At 66.3% G+C, this 22967-nt stretch carries 13 protein-coding genes and 1 pseudogene; 3 read left to right on the forward strand and 11 right to left on the reverse strand.

What is annotated here, in order from left to right; translation table 11 throughout:
* Positions 1-42 precede the first annotated feature (42 nt).
* Together Rai3103_RS01670 and Rai3103_RS01675 are read left to right on the forward strand one after the other, a co-directional pair.
* Positions 43-714 (forward strand): annotated as a pseudogene (locus tag Rai3103_RS01670) (ISL3 family transposase); the annotation flags it as partial.
* Positions 644-1942 carry a DUF6884 domain-containing protein gene (locus Rai3103_RS01675; RefSeq protein WP_153571128.1) on the forward strand — a complete coding sequence of 433 codons (1299 nt, stop codon included), beginning with the start codon at positions 644-646 and terminating at the stop codon, positions 1940-1942. The pseudogene Rai3103_RS01670 and the gene Rai3103_RS01675, both read left to right, overlap by 71 nt.
* Positions 1943-2015: 73 nt before the next feature.
* On the opposite strand, the gene Rai3103_RS01680 is transcribed toward Rai3103_RS01675, so the two are convergent.
* The 11 genes from Rai3103_RS01680 to Rai3103_RS18910 all read right to left on the reverse strand — a co-directional run bounded on the left by Rai3103_RS01680 (position 2016) and on the right by Rai3103_RS18910 (position 19896).
* Positions 2016-2387: a hypothetical protein gene (locus Rai3103_RS01680; RefSeq protein WP_153571129.1), complete on the reverse strand. Its 372-nt coding sequence runs from the start codon at positions 2385-2387 to the stop codon at positions 2016-2018.
* On the reverse strand, positions 2381-3550 hold the full coding sequence (locus Rai3103_RS01685; protein WP_153573555.1) for a TRAFAC clade GTPase domain-containing protein: 1170 nt from the start codon (positions 3548-3550) through the stop codon (positions 2381-2383). The genes Rai3103_RS01680 and Rai3103_RS01685 overlap by 7 nt, the downstream gene beginning before the upstream one ends.
* A 1-nt stretch (position 3551) precedes the next feature.
* A complete protein-coding gene (locus Rai3103_RS01690; protein WP_153571130.1) occupies positions 3552-6950 on the reverse strand; it encodes a DEAD/DEAH box helicase family protein in 3399 nt (1132 codons plus the stop codon).
* Entirely contained in the window at positions 6947-8827 is a 1881-nt protein-coding gene (locus Rai3103_RS01695; RefSeq protein ID WP_153571131.1) for a phospholipase D family protein, read from the reverse strand. The genes Rai3103_RS01690 and Rai3103_RS01695 overlap by 4 nt, the downstream gene beginning before the upstream one ends.
* Positions 8820-9674, reverse strand: coding sequence for a DUF6361 family protein (locus Rai3103_RS01700; RefSeq protein WP_153571132.1), 855 nt, complete (start codon positions 9672-9674; stop codon positions 8820-8822). The genes Rai3103_RS01695 and Rai3103_RS01700 overlap by 8 nt, the downstream gene beginning before the upstream one ends.
* Positions 9675-9679: 5 nt before the next feature.
* On the reverse strand, positions 9680-10018 hold the full coding sequence (locus Rai3103_RS18340) for a DUF6361 family protein (protein ID WP_153571133.1): 339 nt from the start codon (positions 10016-10018) through the stop codon (positions 9680-9682).
* Between the two features lie 46 nt (positions 10019-10064).
* Positions 10065-10970 carry a restriction endonuclease gene (locus Rai3103_RS01710; protein WP_153571134.1) on the reverse strand — a complete coding sequence of 302 codons (906 nt, stop codon included), beginning with the start codon at positions 10968-10970 and terminating at the stop codon, positions 10065-10067.
* Positions 10971-11175: 205 nt separating this feature from the next.
* Positions 11176-14238 (reverse strand): hypothetical protein, encoded by a 3063-nt coding sequence (locus Rai3103_RS01715; RefSeq protein WP_153571135.1) that lies wholly within the window; start codon positions 14236-14238, stop codon positions 11176-11178.
* Positions 14235-16457 carry a Zn-binding domain-containing protein gene (locus tag Rai3103_RS01720; protein WP_153571136.1) on the reverse strand — a complete coding sequence of 741 codons (2223 nt, stop codon included), beginning with the start codon at positions 16455-16457 and terminating at the stop codon, positions 14235-14237. Before Rai3103_RS01720 ends, Rai3103_RS01715 begins: the two co-directional genes overlap by 4 nt.
* Entirely contained in the window at positions 16403-19078 is a 2676-nt protein-coding gene (locus tag Rai3103_RS01725; protein WP_422396026.1) for a helicase-related protein, read from the reverse strand. Before Rai3103_RS01725 ends, Rai3103_RS01720 begins: the two co-directional genes overlap by 55 nt.
* Complete coding sequence (locus tag Rai3103_RS18910) at positions 19057-19896, reverse strand: DEAD/DEAH box helicase (RefSeq protein WP_153571138.1); 840 nt, start codon at positions 19894-19896, stop codon at positions 19057-19059. The genes Rai3103_RS01725 and Rai3103_RS18910 overlap by 22 nt, the downstream gene beginning before the upstream one ends.
* A 146-nt stretch (positions 19897-20042) precedes the next feature.
* Between Rai3103_RS18910 and Rai3103_RS18655 the strand changes: the two genes are divergently transcribed.
* Positions 20043-22967 carry a helicase-related protein gene (locus Rai3103_RS18655; RefSeq protein ID WP_153571139.1) on the forward strand — a complete coding sequence of 975 codons (2925 nt, stop codon included), beginning with the start codon at positions 20043-20045 and terminating at the stop codon, positions 22965-22967.

A 22967-nucleotide genomic window follows, 5' to 3' on the forward strand; every position in this document is an offset into this window, starting at 1 on the left:
ATCAGGTCGTACCCACCACGACACATGAGGTCGTACGCCGACACCTGGCTCGCCGACCAGACCGCAGCGTTCCGCGCCCGGGTGGAGGTCGTCGCGATGGACGGGTTCACTGGCTTCAAGACCGCCGCTGTCGAGGAACTGCCCGACGCGGCGGAGGTGATGGACCCCTTCCACGTCGTCGCCCTCGCCGGAGACAAGCTCGACCAGACCAGACAGCGGATCCAGCAGGCCACCCGCGGGCATCGGGGCCGGTCGGGTGACCCGCTCTACGGCATCCGCCGGGCGTTGCGGACCAGCGCCGGCCTGCTCACCGACAGGCAGATTGCCCGGATCGGAGCGGTGTTCGCCGACGACGCCCACGTCGCCGTCGAGGCCACCTGGGGCGTCTACCAGCGGGTGATCGAGGCCTACCGACAGCCGTCACGGGCCGACGGCAAGCAGATGATGACAGCGCTGATCGCCTCGATCTCCCACGGGGTCCCGAAGGCGTTGGGTGAGGTGATCACGCTGGGACGGACACTGAAACGCCGCCGCACCGACATCTTGGCCTACTTCGACCATCCCGGCACCTCGAACGGGCCGACGGAGGCGATCAACGGCCGACTGGAACACCTACGCGGCACCGCCCTCGGCTTCCGGAACCTTGTCCACTACCGGCTACGAGCACTGCTCGACACCGGGGGCTTCAGACCCCGACTCCACTCTCTTTTGTGAAGAGCCCTTTGCCCTTGTCTCGTGTGGGAAGGCCAAGCGGTCAGCTCCGAGCGCCGCCGCGGATCTCTACACGTCGGATAGCTTCCGCAAGCGTCGCGCGATCGCCGAGGATGCCGGACGAGCGTGGTTCATCCTGTCTGCCCAGCACGGTCTAGTGCCGCCGGACGAGGTCCTCGCGCCATACGACCTGGCGCTCGCCGAGACCGGCCCGGACTACCGCTCCGCCTGGGGAGCCTGGGTCGTCGCGAAGCTGATGCACAAGGTCGGCCCGTTGAACAGCAAGTCGGTGCTCGTCCTGGCACCCGCCGCGTACGCCGATGCGATCAGACCGCACCTCCAGCAGGCCGGAGCCCGGCTCAAGGAGCCTCTGGTCGGCCTGCGCCAGGGCGAACAAGGCGCATGGCTGGCAGCCGAAGTCAGACGCCACCGTCTCGCAGGTGGGGGACCGGCCACTACCGCGGCTCCCGTAACGGTGGCTTCGGTTGACGACCACGTGCGCGAAGCCCGGGACGCGGCCGTTGCTGCTGCCCTGGTGGCCTACCGCGAGAGCAACGAGAAGCTGCATGAATCGCGACTCGGATATGCCGACACGGCCGAGGCCGACGAATTACTGCAGACTGATCCGTTCGCCTTCCTCCTCGGCGTCGTGCTCGACGAAGGCATCCGGGCCGAACGGGCATGGGGAGGCCCACTCGAGCTGAAGAAGCGCCTGGGACACCTGGATCCGTGGCGAGTGCGCGACCAACGCGACGACGTCCGCGCGGCGGTGGCCGGCCCGCCGGCGCTCCACCGCTTCGTCGAGATCATGGCCGAGGCGATCGTCGATGCCGCCGACCGGGTGTGCTCCACGTACGGCGGTGACGCGAGCCGGCTCTGGGCGCCGGGATCCACGGCTGCCCAGGTCGACGCACGGCTCCGGAAGTTCCGCAAGATCGGACCTAAGAAGGCAGCCATGGCCGTGGAACTGCTCGTGACCCACTTCGGCATCGAGCTCGCCGAACTCCAAGGAACCAACGTCGCCTACGACGTGCACGTGCGGCGGGTGTTCCTCCGCACCGGGCTCGTCGATCGCGACGACATCCGCGAAGTCACCCGGGCCGCGCGATCCCTGTACCCCGCTCGGCCCGGCTACCTGGACCTGCCCGCCTGGCTGATCGGGCGAGGCTGGTGCCACGCCACTGGGCCCGACTGCGCTCAGTGCCCCTGGGCGATGTCTGCCCGATGCTGACTGATCGAAACGTGTCCTAATGAGCCGCCTATTGGAGGGGTGAACTCCAAGGCGTCAATCACCTGGCACGCAGCTAGGCGGTGTCGATGGCTGACTGGATCTCCTTGGCTACAGGCGCCTTCTCGTTCATCCACACTCGGGCGTAGACGTCAACAACCAAGGGCCAGACCTTCTGGATTCCATCTTCGACGGAGTGGATGTCGTCGGCCAGCGGTCCCCATACGACGAAGTCATGAGGGATGATGCGACCGGCTGCGTCTACGCGGTTCAGCGGATCGAGAAAGCGCAGCGCCACCCGCTCCTCGGCGCGTCGGGATACCTCGACGTCATCCTCGATGCCCGCGAAGGCACGCTCATACGCTGACAGCGGATCGGAGTAGCCTCCAAACAGGAGGAAGCGAAATCCCCAGGACCGGCCGCGGGTGGCCCAAATGAGGTCTACCACGGGCTTTTGACCAGCAAGCGGTCCTTCACACCGCGGTCCAAGTCAAGCCGAAACTGCGTGAGGGTCGCCGTGAGATAGTCCCTGTTCGCGAGCGCTTGCGCATGGATCTCCTCGAGTTTCGCCCCACCCGACTTGATGAGTTCTGCCAGCGCGGGAACGGCGAGTGGTGCGAGGACCGGGCCAACCTTGGGAACCTTGCTCAGGACCTTGGTGAGCAAGGTTCCTGCCGCACCTGTGAGAACCACGGCGAACTCGTTGGCGTGGTCGACCAGTCCCCCCAGCATCCTGAGAGGCATATCGACCTTTTCTGCCCACTGTGCGACCCGTTCAAGAGGAAGCATCGTGGCCACCGGGAGGATGAGGTCGAGGCCGACCCGCTCAGTCACCTCGATCTTGCCAGGCTCGAACTTGGCCGAGGACAGCAGCATGAAGTCTTCGCCGAGCGACAAGGCCTCGGGCGCCTGGACGAAACCCTTGAGCGTCTGCTGCAGCATGACGATGTCACCCGCAGCCTTCTCAACGAGCAGGTCCTTGAACCCTTGGACATCCAACTCAGGGTGCAAGTCCGCCTTTGAGAGGGCGAGGATCCAGATGCGCGGAAACTCCTCCAGTGGCTTGCCATCCGCCAAGATGTCGTCCTTGAGTTTCTCCAGCCCGACGCGCAGACCCCCGAGCATCATCCTGAAGTACTTCTCCTCCTCACCCGCGTAGTCGAGGAGCTTTTGCCCGTCGACCAGCACGAGAGCGACGTCGGACTTTAGGAGCTTGGTGAAGGTCTCGACCCGACGCCGGGACACTTCGTCACTGCTCGGATCCTGCTCGAACCATTGGCCTGGGTAGTCGTGCCAGACCAAGCGCAGCGCACCAAACGAACTTGATGGGGCGGCCGCCGCCCCATCCCCATCCTTCGGCCTGATCGTGAAGGAGTACGGAACCGCATCGAAACGATTGGTCGGCGGAACCTGCGCAGCTTTGCTCATCTTGAGGTAGTTGGCATGCAGGCGAAGGCCCTGGCTGGTGTCGTCGGCCAGTACTTGGTACAAGTTGCTGCTGAGAAATGAGGGTTCCTGGGTCGCGCCATAGAACGACGAAAGTAGGACGGTCTTGCCGCTGCCGCTTTCCCCAAAAACGGCAATGTTCTGTTCCTTCACCTTCGGCGCCATGTCAGTCACTGCCACTTTCGATCGGGAACGGATGTGTGATGGCAACAGTATCGGCCTCGGCTCGGACGAGCGTCGCCGGAGGTCCCGCGGTGGTCACACGATGGGCCTTGCCAGCTGCTCCATCCCACCGATCGCTCATCGGCGCGCTCAGGTCCAGCCGCAGCTTCTCCAACTCCTCCGGACTCGCCTCCGAGTAGTGCACCTTCAGAAGCTCGAGCATGTCCTCCTGCCGTGGCTGCCCGAAGGTCAGTCGGTACAGCGCCACGTCCCGCTTGATCTCGTCCAGCCGCGCGGAGTCGATGCTGAGCGGAAATGGCGCCACATGGCGCTCGATGCGCGCCGGCCCGGGATACACCCAATGCGGAGCGAACTCTCCCAGCCGTTCCCGCTCGTCCTCGGCCAACTCGTACGCCACCCGCCAGGGGTTCGGCTCCTCATTCGTGAGGATCGCCCTACGGTGCCGTGCCGCAATATTGCGGCGCACTGCGTGGCCGTCGAAGCGGTCAACGCGGCCCTCCCGTTGCTCGAAGTCGATGGGGTTGGCCGGCGTGTTCCAGTGCATCACCGCATGGCACCACCAGTGGAAGTCGACGCCCTCCTGTCCCACGCTCGTGGTGGCCAGCACGAAGGGCCAGAACGGACTGTTGAAGGCCTGGCGGACGACCGGCTGCCTGTTGCTCTCCTCAGTCGCGCGTCGACTGCCGAATCGCAGGGCGAAGCGCGCTCGGATCCTCTGCTGCTTACCGGGATCATCGGGATCGAACAGTTCGTACGTGGCCGGGCGCAGTTCGAGTGCCGTGGCGACGGAGCGCGCGACGTCCATGAGCCCGTCGTCGTCCAGGGCGGCACCTCCCTGGGCGGCATGGACGTGATGGACGAACTCGTCGAGCACTGCCTGCAGATTGCCCCAGGCGCAGTACTGCAACACCTTGTGCCAGTAGGGCACCTGCTCGGGGATGAGCTGGTCGAGCAACAGGACGGTCTCGGGCCTGGAGAACAAGGTGCGGAAGGCCGACGACATGCGTGCCGCTGCCTGCCAGAGTCCTGTCTCGGTGACCTGCGGCTGCGTAGCGGCGATGCGTGACAGTGCGCGGTAGGCGGCGTTGCCAGGGCTGTGGGTCGCGACCCGGGCGATCAGGTCGAGCGTCTCGTCAGTGACGGTGCGGTCCTGCTGTTGGCCGCGGATCCGCAGGGCCAGCTCGATGTGTCGGAACCGGCGCTCGCTGCTCTGCCTGCTCGTGTCGGATCCGCCCGGGCCCGAGTCCTGGTCATCACCGGTGGAGCCGCTGGCGGCATCCTGAACCCGGTCAGCGGTCAGACCCTCCGGTGTCGAGTCCGGGCGCCGAAGCGCCTCGTACCAGTGAGACGCCCGCTGGCCGGCTGTGTCAGGGAGATCGACGCGATGATCGTCACGCAGCCGTTCCACCACGGTGGCATGCAACCGCTGCGGGTCGAGGTGTTTGCTCTCTTCTCCACGATGCAGATCGGGGCGCCGAGGGTCCCCGACGCGGGCGAGGCCCGGCATCGGCCAGAAGATCGCCAGGGTCGACATCGACGAGGGTCGTTCCCGCTCACCCTCAGGGTCCATCCGGTAGCCGAGCAGGTTGCGGCGATTGTGCCGGTCCTTGTCCCGTTCCTTCGCCGTCATGCCCCGGTAGGTCTCGCCAGCCCCCAGCCGATCGGCCTCATAGCTGAGCAGGGAGGCGACCGCACCCGGGGTCGCTGTCCACGACGAGAAGATCAGGCGCTTGGTCACGTCCTGCGCGAACTCCTCGGCGTACGGCCCGCTCGGGGTCAGGTACGGCAGCGACGGCGGCACCCACAGCAGCTTCCACCAGCCCTGGTCGACGGTTCGGGCGGCCAGCTCGCGTAGCCGGGCGTTGCCCATGTCGATGGGCTCGTAGGCATCGAGGGCTCCGAAGTCGATCTGCTGGGTCCGGTCCAGCAGGGCACGAACCTCGCCAGCGCGTGATGGATCGGCCAGCGCGGCCCGGACCTGGTCGGCGACCTTGTAGCCGTCCATGAAGTTGACGAAATAGGGTGCGGACTTCCAGTAGCTCACCGGGAACGGGGCGCCGACCTGGCGAGCGACCTGCTGCATGGCGACGTATCCCCGCAGGTCGTCAGCCGGTGGCGGGGCGAGCGGGACTGCGCGCTCGCTGGTCATGGTGGAGGTCAGCAGACGCGGCCGTTCAGTGCGTTCCATCACGCTGAGCAGGCGGTCGCGGACCTGGTGGGTGAGGTCGGCCGCACCACGACCGGTCACCACGGCGTTGCGGTAGTCCCGCAGTGCCTCGGCGATCCCGTCGGTGACCGCACCCTCCCGGCCTCCGGCCAGGAAGCGGACGATCTCGAGGAAGTCGCGGTGGTGGTCGTCACCGCTCTGGGCCTCCTCGGCGTAGGTGAACGGCTTGAACGGCGTGGCCGAGAGCAGCAGCACCTTGGCCCGGTGGTCGGTGCCCTCCTCGTTGTAGTTGAACAGGTGGTGGGCCAGCTCGCCGGCTTCGCTGTCCTCCACCAGCAGGTCCCGGAACCGTTGGAACTCGTCGAGGATCACGAGGTCAGGGGTGAGCAATCGGACACTCTCCCGGGCCAGCAGTGCGCGCAGTCGGGCGACCAAGGGCCAGGCGACGTCCCACTTCTTGCTGTAGCGGACATCCTGCAGCAGGTCCTCGAACTCATCGAGCAGGCTGCGCTCCCCCGCAGCCGCAGCGGCGAGGAAGGGACGGGAGATGGCGGGGTCGAGGCAGTCGGGAAGTTCGGGATCGTCTAGAGCTTCGACGATGGGTGCGCGGCCGTGGGTGAGCTGCCTACGCAGATCGCTCACGTACCAGTCCCGGAACCGTCCCGAGGTCGATACGGTGCCCTGCAACACCTGGAGCGCCCCCTTCGCCCGCCAGCCGGTGAGCCGCATCTTCTTCTCGAGCAGGAGGTAGAGCATCGCCCGCTCCTGCGCCGTCCCAGACCGCCAACTGCTGCTGAACGACGTCCCTGGCGTGAAGGAGACCAGGTTGACGGCCTTCATCAGGCCGTCATCACCGGGCTGGGTGAAGTCGCGCGAGTGCTTGGCGAGCAAGGTCAACCGGCTGGCGATGCCGTGCTGGGCTCCACCGGTGACGTTGAGCTTGCGCAGGTTCTGATGGGCCAGGTCGAGGTTGGAGCAGACGTAGACGACGTCGATCCGGTCGACGTGGTCGTTGCGCTGCAGTCGCTCGACGGTGCGCGCGATGACGCCGCGAGCGACGATGGTCTTGCCCAGGCCCGTCTCGTCCGCAACGAGGAAGCGGTCTGTCGGGTCGTCACCGTAGAAGCGGTCGATGACGTGCTCGACGGTGTTGCGCTGGAAGCTGGTGAGGCCATCCAGGACGGGTTGGGCCACGAACGCTCGGCGCTCACTCATCGTCGCGCCTCCCTCGGCTCGAGAACGTCCATCACGGTCGCCCAAAGCTCGTCGAAGCCCTGCGGCAGCACGTTGCGCCCTTGGTCGGTCGCCCGGAGACGACGGACCAACCGGTCCAGGTCTCGAAGTGCTTCCGGACGGTCGGCCAGTGCCCGGACGACGAGTTCGAAAATGCCAGTACTTCCCCCGAATGCCGGATCCCAGGCGCCCCCGGACTGTCCGTCGGGCCCCGTTGTCGCAGTCCACAGGGCGGCGGGATCGCTGAGTCCGAGCAGGAGCGACAGGAAGCGCAGGAACTTCTCAGGGGTATCGACCTGGCGGGCCAGCACCTCGTCGAGCCGGTTCGGCGGGTCGTTCTCCAGGGGTGCGTGCACGACGGTGCTGACGGTCACGCCGTGGGGATCGGTGACGCGCATCGTGACGAACGGCGTGATGTCGGGCAGCACGACCTGGAAGCACGCGTCAGTCCGACCGGACTCGGTCTGAGTGCGGCTGATCCCGGGCTGTGTGAGCAGGGCGAGCTGGACGACGTGGTCAGCCGGGATGGCCAGCTCGGTCTCGCTGGTCAGGTGCAGCTGGTAGGTGCCGTCGACGTGCTCAACGGTGATTCCGAAGGGAACCGCGGCCAGCGTACGCAGCAGGTTCTCCAGGTCGCGGACCGCGGCGTCCTCCTCCGGGATCGGATGGTCGGCGCCGGGGGCGTACGCCTGCAGCAGGGTTCGGAGGTTGGCGCTCGTCTGGGGGTCGTCCGGCAGCGTCATCATGGCGTCGACGCCCAGGTGCTGGGACCGGCCGACCAGTTCGACCACGAACTCGACGTTGCCTCCGTAGGCGGCCGAGGTGGCGTTGGCCGAGCCGATGAAGACGTGGGTCTCACCGCGGTTGCGCTCCACGACGGTGACCTTGGCATGCAGGCCCACCAGTTCGCTGGCCGAGGACCCGGGTTCCTTCGTGCTGCCCGGCTGGGCGGACCTGGCATCTCCTGCCTCTGTCGTCGTCGCTTCGACCGCGGTGATGTCCGCATTCGCCAAGGGGTCGAGGACGAAAACCGCCTCCCCGCCGGGACGTCGTAGGCCGGCAAGGGACTCGGGCCCCAGGGCATCCAGCGCCTCCGGGCGGGAGACCAGTGCCACGTCCCTGGTGTTGGCACCGCTGACGTGGCGAATGCCGGCGGCGTCGAGGAAGGGGGAAATGACGAGGTGGCGGTAGCCGGTGAAGTCGGGCTCAGCCCGAAGGCGAGGCACACCGAAGGCGTGGAAGTGCATCTCACTGACGTGGTCGGGCAGGGACCAGTCCACTCGCTCGGCACGGTCGGCCAAGTCGTTCACCCGGGCGAGTCGCTCGGGCGCCAGGTCGGTGACGGCCCAGTTGGGCAGCTGTCGGAGGAACCGGGCCAGCGACCGGTTGCTGTCGTGGCGACGACCGCCGGCGATCCCCTCGAGAGTGACGACGGCATCCCATGCGCGGCTGTCAGCCAAGTTCCGGGTCGAGCAGATCAGTCGATAGGCGTCCGGAAGGTCCTCCGCGGTGTAGCGCAGGAACCAGATCTTGGGATGGAAGAGGTATCCGGGCCGCGGACGGTGGACGGGGTGCAGCATCGGCTCGAGGAAAGCCATCAGGTCGGATGCCTGCTGGGGGACGGCGATCTGGCCGGCTTGGCAGAAGATGTCGACGCGGTCGGCGCAGGCTCGTACCGCCTCCAGCGCGGCGATCGGGTCCTCGCGTGTGCGCATGTCGTACGAGGCGAAGGCGAGCGGGGCGACCAGCGCTGTCGGCAGGTGCAGGGTGAACGTTGTCGTCACTGCGGCCTCGAGCCGGTAGCCGGCGGGTGGGCGGAGCTGGTCCATCAGGACGACACGGCTGTCGGGCTCAAACACGTGCCAGCCCCTCATGGATGTCCGTCACGATGGTCTTCACCGTGCCCCAGCGGTAGTCCAGGCCACCGCCACCACCGCCGCCCCACTGGCCGAGAAGCTTCTGGTTGGCCAGCCGCGCCTGCTTGCCCTTCAAAGCAGCCTCGCGGTTGGCGATCAGCACGCGGAGGGACTCGTTCCTCACTCCGTTGGTGACGATGCCGTCAAGCATGGCACCGACCCACTGGTCGACGAACGCCTGGGTCCGCAGGGAGATGCGCGGGTTCCTGGCGCGAACCGATACCCAGAAGTCCTGCTGGTCCCAGGCGTGGAGTTGGTGACGGAGGTCCCCCAGCTCGTCGAGCCACGCGAAGTACTGGTCGCGGTAGTCCTCGACAGTTGCCCGGACAGTGGTGAAGCCAGCCTGCTCGTAGGCCTCGGCGAGCAGCACGTTATAGAGACGGGTAGCGCCCTTGACTGCGAGTGAGAAGAGCTGCGCATGGTGCAGGAAGCGCGCAGCCGGATCCGAGGCTGACTGGCAGGTCTCGTCGCGCCAGGGGTACGCGCTGTCGGGGATCGGCGGCTGGTCGGAAGCCACGACGTGGGCAAGCAGACTGTCGGGCACACTGTCGAGAATCCGTTCGCGCAGCCAGGTGGCCTCGGTGGCAGTCATGTCCAGGCCCCCATCGAGCGTCGAGGGGAAGTCCTGCGGGACGGGCGGTAGCGTCGGGTGCCAGTCATTCCTGCTGCGGCTCGCCAGTTCGTCAGCGGCCTCGCGCTGCTGACGGGTGCTGGCTAGTTGGTCGAGCCCGGTGTCCCGGCGAAGGATCCCGAACGTCACCAGGCCGTTCCAGTAGATCGTCGAGGGCAAGTTCTTCACCTTGACGCCGGCGACGGCACCAATGACCCCGGTTGATACGGCAGCTTGGTGAGCGTGGTGACGAGTGCTCGCTCCGACTGCTGCACGCGAGCCCTGACCTCAGCTGCACTCCGTCCGGGCTTGCTCTCCTTGACGTACGCCCACGGCACGAGCAGGAAGTACTTCGCACGCGTCTGGATCGTAGTGATACCGGGGAACAGCGCATCGCTGAAGACGTCGCGGATCTGCCCGATGCCGAGTTCGTCGAGCGTGTCTTTCTGCGTGAACAGCGCAATAACCTCACGGACCCGACGCTGTTCCTCGGCAGAGGTGTCCAGCCACGCAACGGATGACAACTGTCCCTCCTCCCTTCAAACCAAGAGGTCGCAACCAAAGAGCGGCCTATTCGAAGAAGTCCTCGTCGACTTCGACGATCTGCACGGTCCGCCGGACCTGGACACCGACTCCATATCGCACCATCAACGACGCGAGCCGCTGACCATCGATAAGAATCACACGAGTGGGCACCGACTCGGCATATGCACGTGCGCCCGAAGCGAACCGTCCCGTAGTGATGAAGACGCCCTGGTTGGCCTGATTGCCGTGCAGCGCCCCGACGAAGGCCTGTACCTCAGGTCTCCCAACGCTGGCATCCAGGGCGTAGCGCTTCGCTTGAACATAGATGCGGCTGAGCCCCAGGGCGTCCTGGTCAACAATGCCGTCGATCCCGCCGTCGTTCGACAGCTGCGTTCGTGTTGCCTTTCCCTCCGCGCCGCCGTATCCCATGGCCATGAGTAGGTCGAGCACCGCCTGTTCGAAGAAGGCGGGATCCTGAGAGTGGAGGCGCACGAGCAGATCGGCGCCAACAGTCGCCTGGAGGCGGGCAACGCCGTTCTCGATCTGCTCTACTGGGTCGATCTCTTCCGTGTCCACCTCTGACACGTCCTCTACCGCTTCCATCCCCGAGGTGATCGCAGTGATCGTCGGGGGCAGCAGGGTCTTGAGGTCGTGGACGGTGATGCCTGTCGCACGCTGTTCCAACAACGCCCGCCCCGAGTCAGTAATCTGATAACTGCCTCGGATGGGCCGGTAGGCCGCTCCGAAACGACCCAAGTAGGAAAGCGCCCAGTTGGCGCGGTTCTCCCACCGTGCCTGTCCGGAAGGGATCAGCTCCTTACGCGCTTGTTCACTCAGCCCGAGACGATCGGCGACGACCTCCCGCAGGTCCCGAGCCTTGTGGACGATTCCATCGGAGAGCTCCTGAAGGATCGGTGCCATGAACTGCTCCCATGTAGGCACTTCAGTCATCGACTCTCCTCACAAGGTCATGCGGTACCCGCTCGATGAGCAGCTACGTCTGACACCATAGTCATTCACATGGCCCTTGCCGGACGTTCGTCGGCCGGACGTCCGCCATTCCGCGGTGGCCGGGCACAGCGCCTTCAGGCTGAGGACGTGCGTCGCTACTCCCGCATTTATCGCCCACGCTCGAAGACGGAAGCAGAGCCTTCCGCTAGTGGGTGAACAGGTATGCCAGATGCTCCGCAAGGTCCACTTGCACATCGCGGTAGACCATACTTCTCCCCCTCCTGTACGGCAGCAGACCGGAGGCCATCACCACGGCGCGACCGTACAAGCCAGGAAGTTCCGCGCCGAGCGGCACGGACAACTCGGCCGACGTACGGTCATAAGCCAACAGTGGCCGGTTGCCCGTGACCAAGGGCGCTGCATGCTTCGATAGCTGAACGGTCGACAGGGCCACAGTGTCGTTCCGGACATCCTCTTCAGTCCGCAGGAAATCGATGGTCGTGAAGCGGGAAACGCGGTAAGCGCCACGCCCGCCGGCATCGCCCGCCGAGAGCCAGCGACTCTCGCGCGGGTCGAACCACCGGAGCTGTCCTTCGAGACCGAGTGTCTGTCGCGGCAATTCCGCCACCACAGCGCTGATGGGCGGGAGCTGAAGCGCCAGGTGTGACCACCCGTCTTCGAGAACGACGACCTCGTCGAGCACGTTCTCCGGGACCCCACGCAGGAACCATGATTCGGGGCCCTCCGGATTGGCCTCCTGTGCCAGGACCGCTCTGGTGCCAGCTACATCCGCCTGGCTGTTCGTCAGCGAGTCCGGCCAGTACCCGCTCAGGAAGTAGCCTCGGGCAGTTCTTACCAACGTGCTCGGGCAGATCTCCCAAGCGACCGGACGCAGCGAACGCGAGTCGCGGCGTATGTTGACGTGTCCTAGTGCCTCAAGAAAGCGCGCGAACTGGTCGACTACTAGCCCACTCGACTGGATGTGGCGGGCGACGCGCTCGAAGTGGGACCAACTGCCGCCACCCGTGTAGAAGAGCCCGTCCAGGGCCAGGTCCCAGCAGAGGTCGGTCGGCGCGTCAGGAACAGGCAGTTGCCTGAGGTCGTGACGCGGACGCTCGGCGGCTTCTTTGGCACGGGCATAGCGAGCTCGGTTCGACCAGTAACTGGTCGAGTACCGACGTGTGAGTCCACAACCCACGCACCGTCCCGTGGTCCAGGCCACCAGCGGTCGTCCCTTGGCGTCTTGTGGGACGTAGTCAACCGTGACCCGATGCTTGCCGGTGTACAGGCAGGAGTCAGGATTAACGGCAGTCAGGCGTATGGGCTCACGGCTCACTGCTCCGGAATGCTTCTCGCTCCAACTCGGGGAAGCCGGCAGTGGGCCAGAGCGCAGGGCGTCGCTCGCCGGATGAATGCGCACATTGCACTCCGGCGCCACATGGTCGACCCCCATGACGCCGAGTCCTCGGGTGGGATCAAGCTCGACGGGATCGCTCACAGCCCATTGACGCAGGTCAGGCTGGTCACCACTCGCGAGTCGGATGCGGTAGGTCGACTCCGGCTCCTTGCTGCCGGCAGGCCACATCGAGATCCGGTAGTCGCCCGGTTCAAGTTCGGCGGACGCTAGGTCGACAATCAGGACACCGTTCCCGTCATCGCCCCAGGAGTCGATCGTCCGAAGCTCAGAGTCATCCTCCAGACCCAGATCCCCCGTGATGTCCTCAAGTCGGACCGCGAACCCACCTTGGGCGTCACTGACGGCGCGGATTTCAGGCGGCTCGCCGACGTGCCACGAGCCGCGCGTAGCTCCAGGGAGCGGAAAGCCTCCTGCGAGAGTCAGATGGCTCGTTGTCACCGGGACGAGCCCCTGCAAGTCGTTAACTCCTGACTGCGCCACGCTGCGAGGGATATCGAACAGCTGCACGTCAGTGATGAGGGTCCAGCTGTCCGGGAGCCCGGGAACGTCGGGCTGCTCATGCCAAGCCGGGCGGGCGGCCTCATCGAGCACTCGGCGGACACTGGGCAAGAGTTCATCGAAGCACAGCAAACGCAGGTCCTCAGTGAGCAGGGCGTGCTCTGTCTCGGTCCAGCGTGCCGTCATCTCGTCCTGTCGGAACAGGACGAGGCGGCGGGGGTGACGAGTGAGAGTCCGTGCGGAATGAGCGTCGCGGATGACGAGGTCCGCTTCCAGCAACGACTGTGCACTGACAGCGCTGCTCTCGCCCAGAGTCAACGCTCCCGGAATGCTGGGTGACAGAGAAACCGGCACCTCGCCCTGAGCCGCGACCAGGGTTGCGTCCCGACCATTGGTCGCATCCGGCAGGAACGCCAGGACTCCGACTCCCAGCCGCTTCTTCGGGAATGACGACAGCGCCAGGGACAAGCGCAGGCGACCGCCCGCGCCGTGCTCGTCGGTGGCACGGGCCGTCTGCCCGTTCCACGTCCCGAGAGCCGCGGCAGCAGCGTCCAGGACGCGTTGTCGTCCTGATCCGGGGTTCTGCCACAGCCGCTGGAGATTCTTCGAAGCAGGGCTCGGGTTCTGCCCGATCCATGAGTCGAACAGCCCCTCCAGGTGCTGGGGCGGAATGTTCGAGCCAGGAGGGAGCCCAGCCGATTCGAAGAAGTCGATCAGACGCTCCCGGTCGCCCGCCCGCATCATCGCCTGGGTGATCGGGTAGCCGACGAACCGCGGCGTCGACGCCTCGACAGTGGGCAGTCCCCGACGTCCGTCGCAGTGCAGGAGCCAGGCCTTGAGCATGTTCCAGAGGTAGCTCCCGTCTCCGCGGTACCCCTGCTCGAGTTTCGTCGACTTGGCTGGAAGCCCAAGCAAACTGGTGAGGCGGCCATAGAAGTTGTTGGCGGCATACTCGTCGCTGCCCGCCATCTTCTCTGCTGCCATGCAGAGCACGCTCAGGAAGGCGAGCATCGGCGGTGGGTTCTGCCAGTCCCCTTGCCCGTACCAATTCCGGGTGCGTGATCGAATCGTCCGCAAGACGGCGGCAGGCCCTTCCGTCAGGTCCAGGACGCCGAGGACAGCGGCCGCAAGCTCCGCTTCCACCTCACCCGGCGCCACCCCTGCAGCCGACGCCAGCGCCTCCATCCTGTCGTCCTCGAAGTCGAGGTAGACCGGTGCAGGTTCGTCCAACTCGGGGAACATCACATCGGCGATGGCTTGGTTCCAAGCGGCGTACGTTGCCCACCGCTCGCTCAGTGGACGCCAGTCGTCCCGAACGCCCCACGTACCTCTCGATTCGCCGGCGCCTTTCATCGCAGTACCTCTTCTACCTCGTGGGCCAGAGCCGAGTCATCACCATTGACTCGATGTGCCCGGACGATCCTCCAGTTGTTCTGGCTGCACCAGAAGTCCCGGTCGCTGTCGGCTTCGAGGACGACTGCCACTCGTGCGTCCGGCCAGCCGAGGTCGACCGGCCAGGCCATGTCGCCGACCTCGAGTCCTGCCTCCGGCATCGGTACGTCGCGTTGAGCCAGGTGCACAACCAATGGACGGATGCGCTCGTCGACGATGCCTTCCAGATCAGCCCAGTCCGGGTCGAGATCGATTCCCTCTGCCTCGGCAGCCGGCGGGAGGACGACAGGGGACTGCATGCCTGGATGACCCCCAGCGGCGGCCGGTGCCAGCAAGCTGAAGATCATGTCGGGCGTTCTACGGCTCTCCCGTACGTCGGACATGAAGACGGTCAGTCCGCGCCGCTCAAGTGCGCGGACGGTATCGAGTTGGAGGCGGTTGAGCCGGTGCTTGCGAGACCACAACGGGTGGCCGAGAAGTACGGCCCGCCGTCCGGCCACGACTGCCGTCAGTGCCCCTGCGTCGAGGATCTCGACCTGGTGGTTGTCCTCCTCGAGAATGTGCCCGTAGACCCTCACGAAATGCGCTGCACTCTCTGCCGCGAGGCCCAGCCATCGGTCCAGGTTCAGACGGCGGCCGAGGGCAAGATCGGCAACATCCAAGGCCAGACGCCAATCCAAGAGCCCGTGGACGAATCGGTTGTCCCAGGAGCGCAGGCAGTCAGCGCAAGATGAGTCACAGGCTCGGTGATCATCGGCCTGCCACTGCGAGCTGAGCCGGTCCGCGATCACCGAGAGGGCGCGTCGCAGAATCGGGCCTTGGGCGAGCTCGACGGCATAACCTGCGCCGTTTTCCAGAGTGTCGGCGAGATAGACCGCTGCGGTGCGCATCCCGTTGAGCGTCGCTCGCGACTGGATACCCCCTGACAGCTCCTGTGGTTGAACGTCCAGCTCCGCCTGACAGCCCAGCTTCAAGGCTTCGGCGAACGACTGCATGGCCGATCGGCCCGCCGGGCATTCCTCTGGGTGGGTGTTCACCACTCCGCCCTGCAACCGCACTTTGTCCAGCATCAGCATGACCGCATCGGTGGTGCGGATGTCGCCGATGACACCTCGTCGAGGCGAGCGGACTCCGTCACCTCCCGAATGGACCCCCACGGAACCGAAGTGGTCATCCACGAACTCGAACTCGCGGCCGCGGTTGTCGTTGACAACGATCAACTGGGCCTGTTCCAGCTGCCAGACCTTTACCGCGTCGACCATGTTGGTACGCCGCCCCAGGTCGGTCCAGGCCAGGTCGGCGGCGCCTGTTCCTGAGCCGGCGTTGCGCCGGACGTGGTCATCGCGCATCGTGGCACGAAAGCCGCTCGGCTGGTAGAGCGAGCTCCGTGTCGTGCGGTCCCCACAGACCGGACATGCGCCTCCGCCGGTGGAGGCATGGCTGGCGTAACCACACTTGCACCGTTCGATCTCCACCGGCCTCCCCAGCGGATTGCCAAGGCGCTTGGGGCGGCTCTCGGGTGCCAAGGGATCGAGAGCAACGAAGCCATCCGCGAGGTACGACCAGCCGTCCTTGATCACCGCATTGCCCGGGCTGAACATCGAGACCGCGAGGTCCAGAGCCCTGTCCGCCACAGCCTTGGGAGGTCCGTCCGCGTGCGGCGGGTCGAAGTAGAGGGTACGGACCTTGGTCGGGAAGCCGAACATCGGCAACAGGCCAGCATTGGCAAGGCGCTCGCTGAGCAGCGCCTGGTTGTAGATCGGGTCGTTGGCGATCCGATCGATCTCATCCGCCAGCCGGTTCTGCAACCACTTGCGCATGGCGTCGGAATCCGTGGGACTCAGTCCGGTGTATTTGATGAAGCGCTCCACGACGCGGAGAACTTCGCGGCTCCCCCTGAGCCATTTCCGGACCGCTTCGCCATTGGGTTTGGCACCGGACTCGTCGAGACCCAGCCATTGCTTCACCGAGCCGAATCGGCCATGCGTCGAGGGTGCCCCGGACACTTGGGTGGCCTCGAGCGGCAGAGAGGCGAATGCCTGACGGAGCAACTCGGCAACGACGACGCGGCGAACGATCGTCATGCGGGGGGTGTCGATGAAGGGCGCAGGCACAGGGTCGCCGGTCATTCGCTCCGGATCGCCGTAGTAGAACTCGTCATGGCCGCGGTCACGACACACCGTGACGGCATACGAGAACGGCTGCTCGGCCCCCTTCCGCGTCCGGCTCGCCCGACGCGCTGCTGATAGTTGAAGCGCTGGGGGGGCATGTTCCCCATCACGACCGCCCGCAGCGTGCCGATGTCGACACCCACCTCCATCGTCGTGGTGACGCTGAGTACGTCGATGGCGCTGGTGAGGCGGTTCTCCACATCCGGACGAAACGCCCGACGGAAGAGTCGCTGCCGACGACGCTGTTCCAGGCGATCGGTCTGACCGGTCAGTTCTGCCGCCACCAGACGCCGAGGGGGCTGCCGCGCAAGCCAGGTGTAGTAGTCAGAATCGTCGGGTGTGGCCGGGTCGTACGCGATCTGGTCCAGTACGCCGGAGCATTTCTCTCGGATGCACGTCCCACCGGACTCATGCGCATGAGCACGACCACACGTCCGGCAGATCCAGCGTTCGGTGGGGAGCTCTACGGCGAGCGGCACGTCGAGGCCATCGAGATTAAGGCTCCCCTCGGCCATGACCGGCTTCATCGCGGTGAAGACTGCAGCCGTAAGCGTGTCGGGTTTCATCCGCAGCCGCGCAGCCGCGCGTGTGAGGTAGTTGATGACCGGCCGAGGACGCTTGTCGACGGTCTTGGCCGCGCCCTGCGCGGGCAACAGGTAGCCCGAGGCCAGATAGAGCCGGAGAACCGAACGCACGACAGGCCTGATGCTCTCCTCGACACCGGTCTCGTCCGCGAGGCGCAGGACCGCGGTTCCGGTCTCCTCCAGGTCGCGCCCGCCGGTACTGGTCAAGGCCTCGATGATCGAGGTGATCAGGGTCCGCCGGAACTGACGACGGTGATCGGCCGCGGTCGTCGGCGGTAGCGGCGTCCAGAGGTCGCTGCTCGGAGGATCGTAGGCTCGTTCCCAGGTAGAGCCATCCGCGAGGGTCGTGATGCTCGGGCGTACGCCGCCCGGCGGCACCCCGAGCCCAACCAGCCGCTTCTCGAGGCTGGAGATCAGTCGTCCCCAGGCGAGTCCTTCACCTGCCGACTCCCATTCCTTGATGATAGCCAGTTCGTGGTCTCCAGCCACTTCCATGCTGGTCAGGGCATAGGCCTTGAAGAGCCTGTCGAAGTCCGGATCAGTGCGGAGCTCAGCCAGTCGACGGAGCTGGTCCTCGGTTGTCAATTCCTTGTAGGCGCCCGCACGCAGGAGATCGATGTCGGCGGACTTGGCGCCGGTGACCAGGTCCTCTCGGACGAGCTGGCGAATCAGGTCGTCGTAGTGGTCCTGGTTGAGCGTCATCGCTGTCCGAGCCGCACTGTCCCGGTCGTCAGCGAAGACGACCGTGCCCGGGTCGTCCGGTTCGACGGCAACGGTTCGCAGGACATGCTCCACCGCCAACTGAACGGTCCGTTTCGTGCCCTGGGCAGCAGGCTCGATCGGGCTGGACACCGTACCGTCGCCGGCCAGGTCGACCTGTCGTCTGGTCTGGTCGCAGTTCGGGCACTTGGGCGGCAGGGCCGTGCCCTTCCACGGCCCATTCTTCGTGTTGGCGTGCACGAGGGTGGCGGGCGAGGGCCAGTCGTGGCCTGGGGCAACGAATCCCATTCTGGAGTCGTAACTGCCGGCGATGAAGGACCACGTGGTGTCCCTCGAGGAGTACTGGCCGGTGAGCACACTGCCTGGGCGGAACCAGCAGTAGTCCTCTGCCTTCTCGGCCCGGATGAAGCCACCCTCGCGCGCCTTTTCCGGGGGTGTCGATGAGAGCAACCACCCCTGACCGTCCGCGTTCTTCATGATGTAGCCACCTAGGCTGACGTCACCGCACTCCTGGCAGAGCAGGACCTGGAACACGCGCCCCCCGCAGGGGCAGAAGTAGCGCGGCTCCGCGTACAACGTGCCGATCTTGGGCCGGCCGGCGAGAAACTCGTCGTCGATCTCGCTGCACGACGGATTACAGCAGGCCCAGATTCCCCGCGACGTTCGGGCAAACAGGTGTGCCCGGAACGGTATCTGGTCCTCGCCGGGGTCCGAGGCAAGCTGCTCGAGCAGGGTCTGCATCAGTTCGGGTTCGCTTGAACCGAACAAGACTTGCTCCAGTTTGCCGACACGGGTGGCGCGCGCTTGACCAGAGGTGCAGGCCGCTGCCAGAGCGCGGTCGATTCCTCGCACTTTTCGGCCCGCTTCGATATCGCGCCGGACGGCTACAGGGTCCAGCGGGAGGTCGGCGGAAACCTGGGCCGGCAGCCCCGGGACAATTGTGAACGAGTCCCGTGACACTCCGAAGAACCGCTCGAGGTACGTCAGATGGTCGCTGTCGGACCCGTCGTCCTCCTGGTCGGCGAGATCGGCCTCCAAGGATGCGCTGGTGCCGATTACCCGATACTGCGATGAGCTCGCCGACAGGCCCAGGCGATCCGCGAGGGCACGGATGATCATGGCCACCTCCGCGCCGGATGTCCCACGGTAGAGGTGCAGCTCATCCACCACCAGGGTGAACACGTGGCTCGGATCGGCCTTGAGCCACGCCTTCGTCCGCGCAAAGAGTTCGTCCTCGCGCTGACGCATCAGCATCACATGCAACATGGAGTAGTTGGTGACGAGGATGTCGGGCGGCGCCGTGATCATGTCCCAGCGGGTCGACATCTCGACCCGCCCGGGATCGGCGAACTGTGCCAAGAAGGCAGCGTCACCCTGGTTACGGAACAACTGGTAATCCGCCGCTTGACGCCGCAGCTCCGCGGCAGCCTCCGACACAGAATCCATGGAACGATTGCCCGGAATGTTCCCCTTCCCCGGCGTCGCTGATGTGTAGCGACCGAACCAGATCTCGGGTCCCCGAGATCCCAGATCGTTCGTAATGCCCGCCGCAGGCGAACGATCTGGTCCTCGACCAAGGCATTCATTGGGTAGAGGATCATCGTGCGCATGGCGTTGTCCGGGCTCTCCGGGCGCAATTGCCGCCAACGCGGCCTCTGCTCGACCTCCCACCACCGCTCGACACCATGTGGCCGCTGCCAGGTCCGGCCTTCGAGGAGTAGGCGACTCAAGACGGGCAACAGGAAAGCCTCAGTCTTACCGGAGCCCGTGCCAGAGGTGACGATCGGGTTGTGGCGTCCACGGTCGGTTGCCGCGATCTGCCAGGAATCTGCTTGGTGCTGGCGCAGCTTGAATCCTTCTGGCGGGCTGCTGAACAGTGCCCGAGTAAGCAACCCTGTTTCCTGGTCCGTCAGGCCGGTAGCTCGGGCAATCGGCCCGATGGGCGCGGTGCTGTCGTACGGCAGGACCGGTTCCAACAGCAGTTCCTGAACGAGATCCGCTCCGTCATGCAGTAGAGCGCGACGCTCGCGGACCAGCGCTTCCGACCCCAAGTGCGCCTCGCTGTCCAGACTGCGCATCAATGCGTCCTGCAGTCCTCGACGCACTCCCACCGGATCCATCTGGCACCCCGCCCGTGTTCTCATGATTTTCTCAGGAGTCTAGGAGATGACGCTGACAGTTCTCAGTGCCACCGGGTCAATCATTCGGCCAACCGCATCATCCGAGTGGCTGACCCGGGCCGGACCCAGGCTCGGTAGGGTGCGAATATCGCCATCGTCAAAGGAGCGTCGTGCCCGTCCCAGCCCCACCCGTTCGGCCACCCATCGCCCCTGGCGTCACGGTGGTGGTCCGCGACGAGGAATGGCTGGTCACCTCCGTCGACGTGACCAACGACGGCCAGCTCCTGCACGTCCAGGGCCTCGGGGCGTTGGTGAAGGGCACCACGGCCAGCTTCTACGACTCGCTCGACGACATCCAAGTCCTCGACCCCGCGCAGGCGATGCTCACCCCGGATGCCTCCCCCGGGTACCGCCGCACCAAGCTCTGGCTCGAGGCCACGCTGCGCAAGACCCCGGTCCCGCTCAGCGACGACAAGCTCGTGGTCTCCACCCAGATGCTCGCCGACCCGCTCGCCTACCAGCAGTCCGCGGTGCGCAAGGCGCTCTCCCCCGACAACCTCCGCACCCGCATCCTGCTCGCCGACGCGGTCGGTCTGGGTAAGACGCTCGAGATCGGGATGATCCTGGCCGAGCTGGTCCGCCGCGGCCGCGGCGACCGGATCCTCATCGTCTGCCCGCGCCACGTCCTGGAGCAGATGCAACACGAGATGTGGACCCGCTTCGCGCTGCCGTTCGTACGGCTCGACTCGGTCGGCGTGCAGCGGGTGAAGCAGAAGCTCCCCGCCACCCGCAACCCGTTCACCTTCTACCGGCGGGTCATCATCTCGATCGACACGCTGAAGCAGGACCGGTTCGCCAACGACCTGCGCGGCCACCGCTGGGACGCCGTCGTCATCGACGAGTCGCACAACGTCACCAACTCCGCGACCCAGAACAACCGGCTGGCCCGCATCCTCGCCCCGAGCACCGACGCGCTCATCCTCGCCTCCGCGACCCCGCACAACGGCCGCGAGGAGTCGTTCGCCGAGCTGATCCGTCTGCTCGAGCCGACCGCGGTTACCCCGGACGGCCGACTGCGCGAGGACGAGGTCAAACGCCTTGTCGTACGCCGCCACCGGCACAGCCCCGAGGTCGCCAACGTCGTCGGTGCCGACTGGGCCGAGCGCAAGGAGCCGCAGAACCTCCTCATCCCCGCCTCCGCGCAGGAGGACGCCGTCGCCGACGAGCTCGACCGCGTCTGGCTGCACCCGCAGGGATCCTCGCCCTACTCGGGCAAGGTCACCCAACTGTTCCCCTGGACGCTGGCCAAGGCGTTCCTGTCCTCCCCCGCCGCCCTGCGCGCGAGCATCCACAACCGGATCCGCACGCTCCAGGCCCACCCCGCGCCGGACCAGCAGCGCGAACTTGACGCCCTGCACCGCCTCGACAAGCTCAACGACGCCTCGTACGCGACCGCGGGCGGCAAGTACGGCCGTCTCGTCTCCTACCTCCGCGCAATCGGGGTCGCCAAGGACTCCAGCACCCGCGCGGTCGTCTTCGCCGAGCGCGTCGACACGCTGCACTGGCTGCAACAACGACTCCGCAAGGAGTTCGGGATGGCCGAGGACCAGGTCACGGTGCTGCACGGCGGCCTGACCGACGTGGACCAGCAGGAGGTCGTCGAGTCGTTCAAGCAAGCCGGCTCCCCGATCAGGGTGCTGGTCACCGGCGACGTCGCCTCCGAGGGCGTCAACCTGCACAAGCAGTGCCACGAACTGATCCACTACGACATCCCGTGGAGCCTGATCCGCCTCGAGCAGCGCAACGGCCGCATCGACCGCTACGGCCAGAAGGTCTCCCCGCAGATCACCACCCTGCTGCTGCAGCCCAGCTCCCAGACGTTCTCCGGGGATCTGGTCGTGCTGACCAAGCTGCTGGAGCGCGAGGAGCAGGCGCACAAGGCGCTCGGCGATGCCGCCTCCCTGATGGGCAAGTACTCCGTGGAGGCCGAGGAGGAGGAGATCCTCAAGGTCCTCGCCGGCCAGCAGGACCTCGACGAGGTCGTCGCCGACGTGGCCACGGTGGCCAGCGGCGGCGGCCTGGCGGGGCTCCTCGCCCGGCTCAGCAAGGCACCCGCCCAGCCCACCGCCTCGGCCGCGAACCACCCGCGGACCCTGCTCTACACCAAGCAGGTCGACTTCCTGCGCGACGCCCTGCAGGAGGCGTTCCGTACGCCGGCCGCCCGGCCCCAGGCCAACGGGGTGGGCTGGAAGGAATACCCGCAGGACCGGATCGCCGAGTTCGCTCCCCCGGCCGACCTGCGCCAGCGCCTCGAGGTGCTGCCCGCCACCTACCTCTCCGACCGCAAGGTGCTCGAGGACTTCAAGCTCGTCACCACGCCCACCCGCGGCCAGGAGGTGCTCGCCGAGGCCCTCGTCGACACCAGCTCGCATACGTCGTGGCCGGAGGCCCACTACCTCGGGCCGCTGCACCCGGTGCTGGACTGGGCCGCCGACCAGGCGCTGGCCTCGCTGTCGCGCAACGAGGTGTTCGCGCTCCGCGGAACCGTCGATGTCCCCACGGTCCTGCTGCTGGGCACGCTCACCAACCGGCGTGGCCAGGTCGTCGCGGCCTCGTTCATGGCCGTCGAGTTCTATGACCCGGACAGCCCCCACGGCTTCGTCACTCCGTACGGCACCCCACAGGAGATGCTCGAGGCGGTGGGGCTGACCGGCTCGGCCAGTAACCCGGGCGCGCCTGCCGGGATCGACAAGCTGCAGGCGTTGATGCCCGCTGCGGTCCGCGACGGAGACGCGTACCTGGAGCAGGTCTTCGTGGCCGCGGCCGACAGCACCCAGCAGCGGGTCGATGACTGGGTGCAGCGCACCGATGCCTGGATGGACGCGTACGAGTCCGACGTGCTGATCAAGCGCTCCGAGGTGAAGCAGCGCCGGATCGGCGTGGCCGAGGAGAAGAAGCTGCTGGCCTCGATGGCCCCGGACCGGCAACTGCTGCGACCGCTGGCGATGATCCTGCCCGCCGACCATCCGGTCGCCGCTCCCCCTGCGGCACCCATGGCTACTGGCCCCACCCTCTTCACCGGATCGGAGGCCTGA

This window comes from Raineyella fluvialis, assembly GCF_009646095.1.
Taxonomy (GTDB): domain Bacteria; phylum Actinomycetota; class Actinomycetes; order Propionibacteriales; family Propionibacteriaceae; genus Raineyella; species Raineyella fluvialis.

Bases quoted from the DNA above. Each gene is read 5' to 3' on its own strand.
- Rai3103_RS01685 (WP_153573555.1), bottom strand. From the start codon at position 3,550: ATGGCGCCGAAGGTGAAGGAACAGAACATTGCCGTTTTTGGGGAAAGC.
- Rai3103_RS01710 (WP_153571134.1), bottom strand. From the start codon at position 10,970: ATGACTGAAGTGCCTACATGGGAGCAGTTCATGGCACCGATCCTTCAG.
- Rai3103_RS01725 (WP_422396026.1), bottom strand. From the start codon at position 19,078: ATGTCGACCCGCTGGGACATGATCACGGCGCCGCCCGACATCCTCGTC.
- Rai3103_RS18910 (WP_153571138.1), bottom strand. From the start codon at position 19,896: ATGAGAACACGGGCGGGGTGCCAGATGGATCCGGTGGGAGTGCGTCGA.
- Rai3103_RS01715 (WP_153571135.1), bottom strand. From the start codon at position 14,238: ATGAAAGGCGCCGGCGAATCGAGAGGTACGTGGGGCGTTCGGGACGAC.
- Rai3103_RS01690 (WP_153571130.1), bottom strand. From the start codon at position 6,950: ATGAGTGAGCGCCGAGCGTTCGTGGCCCAACCCGTCCTGGATGGCCTC.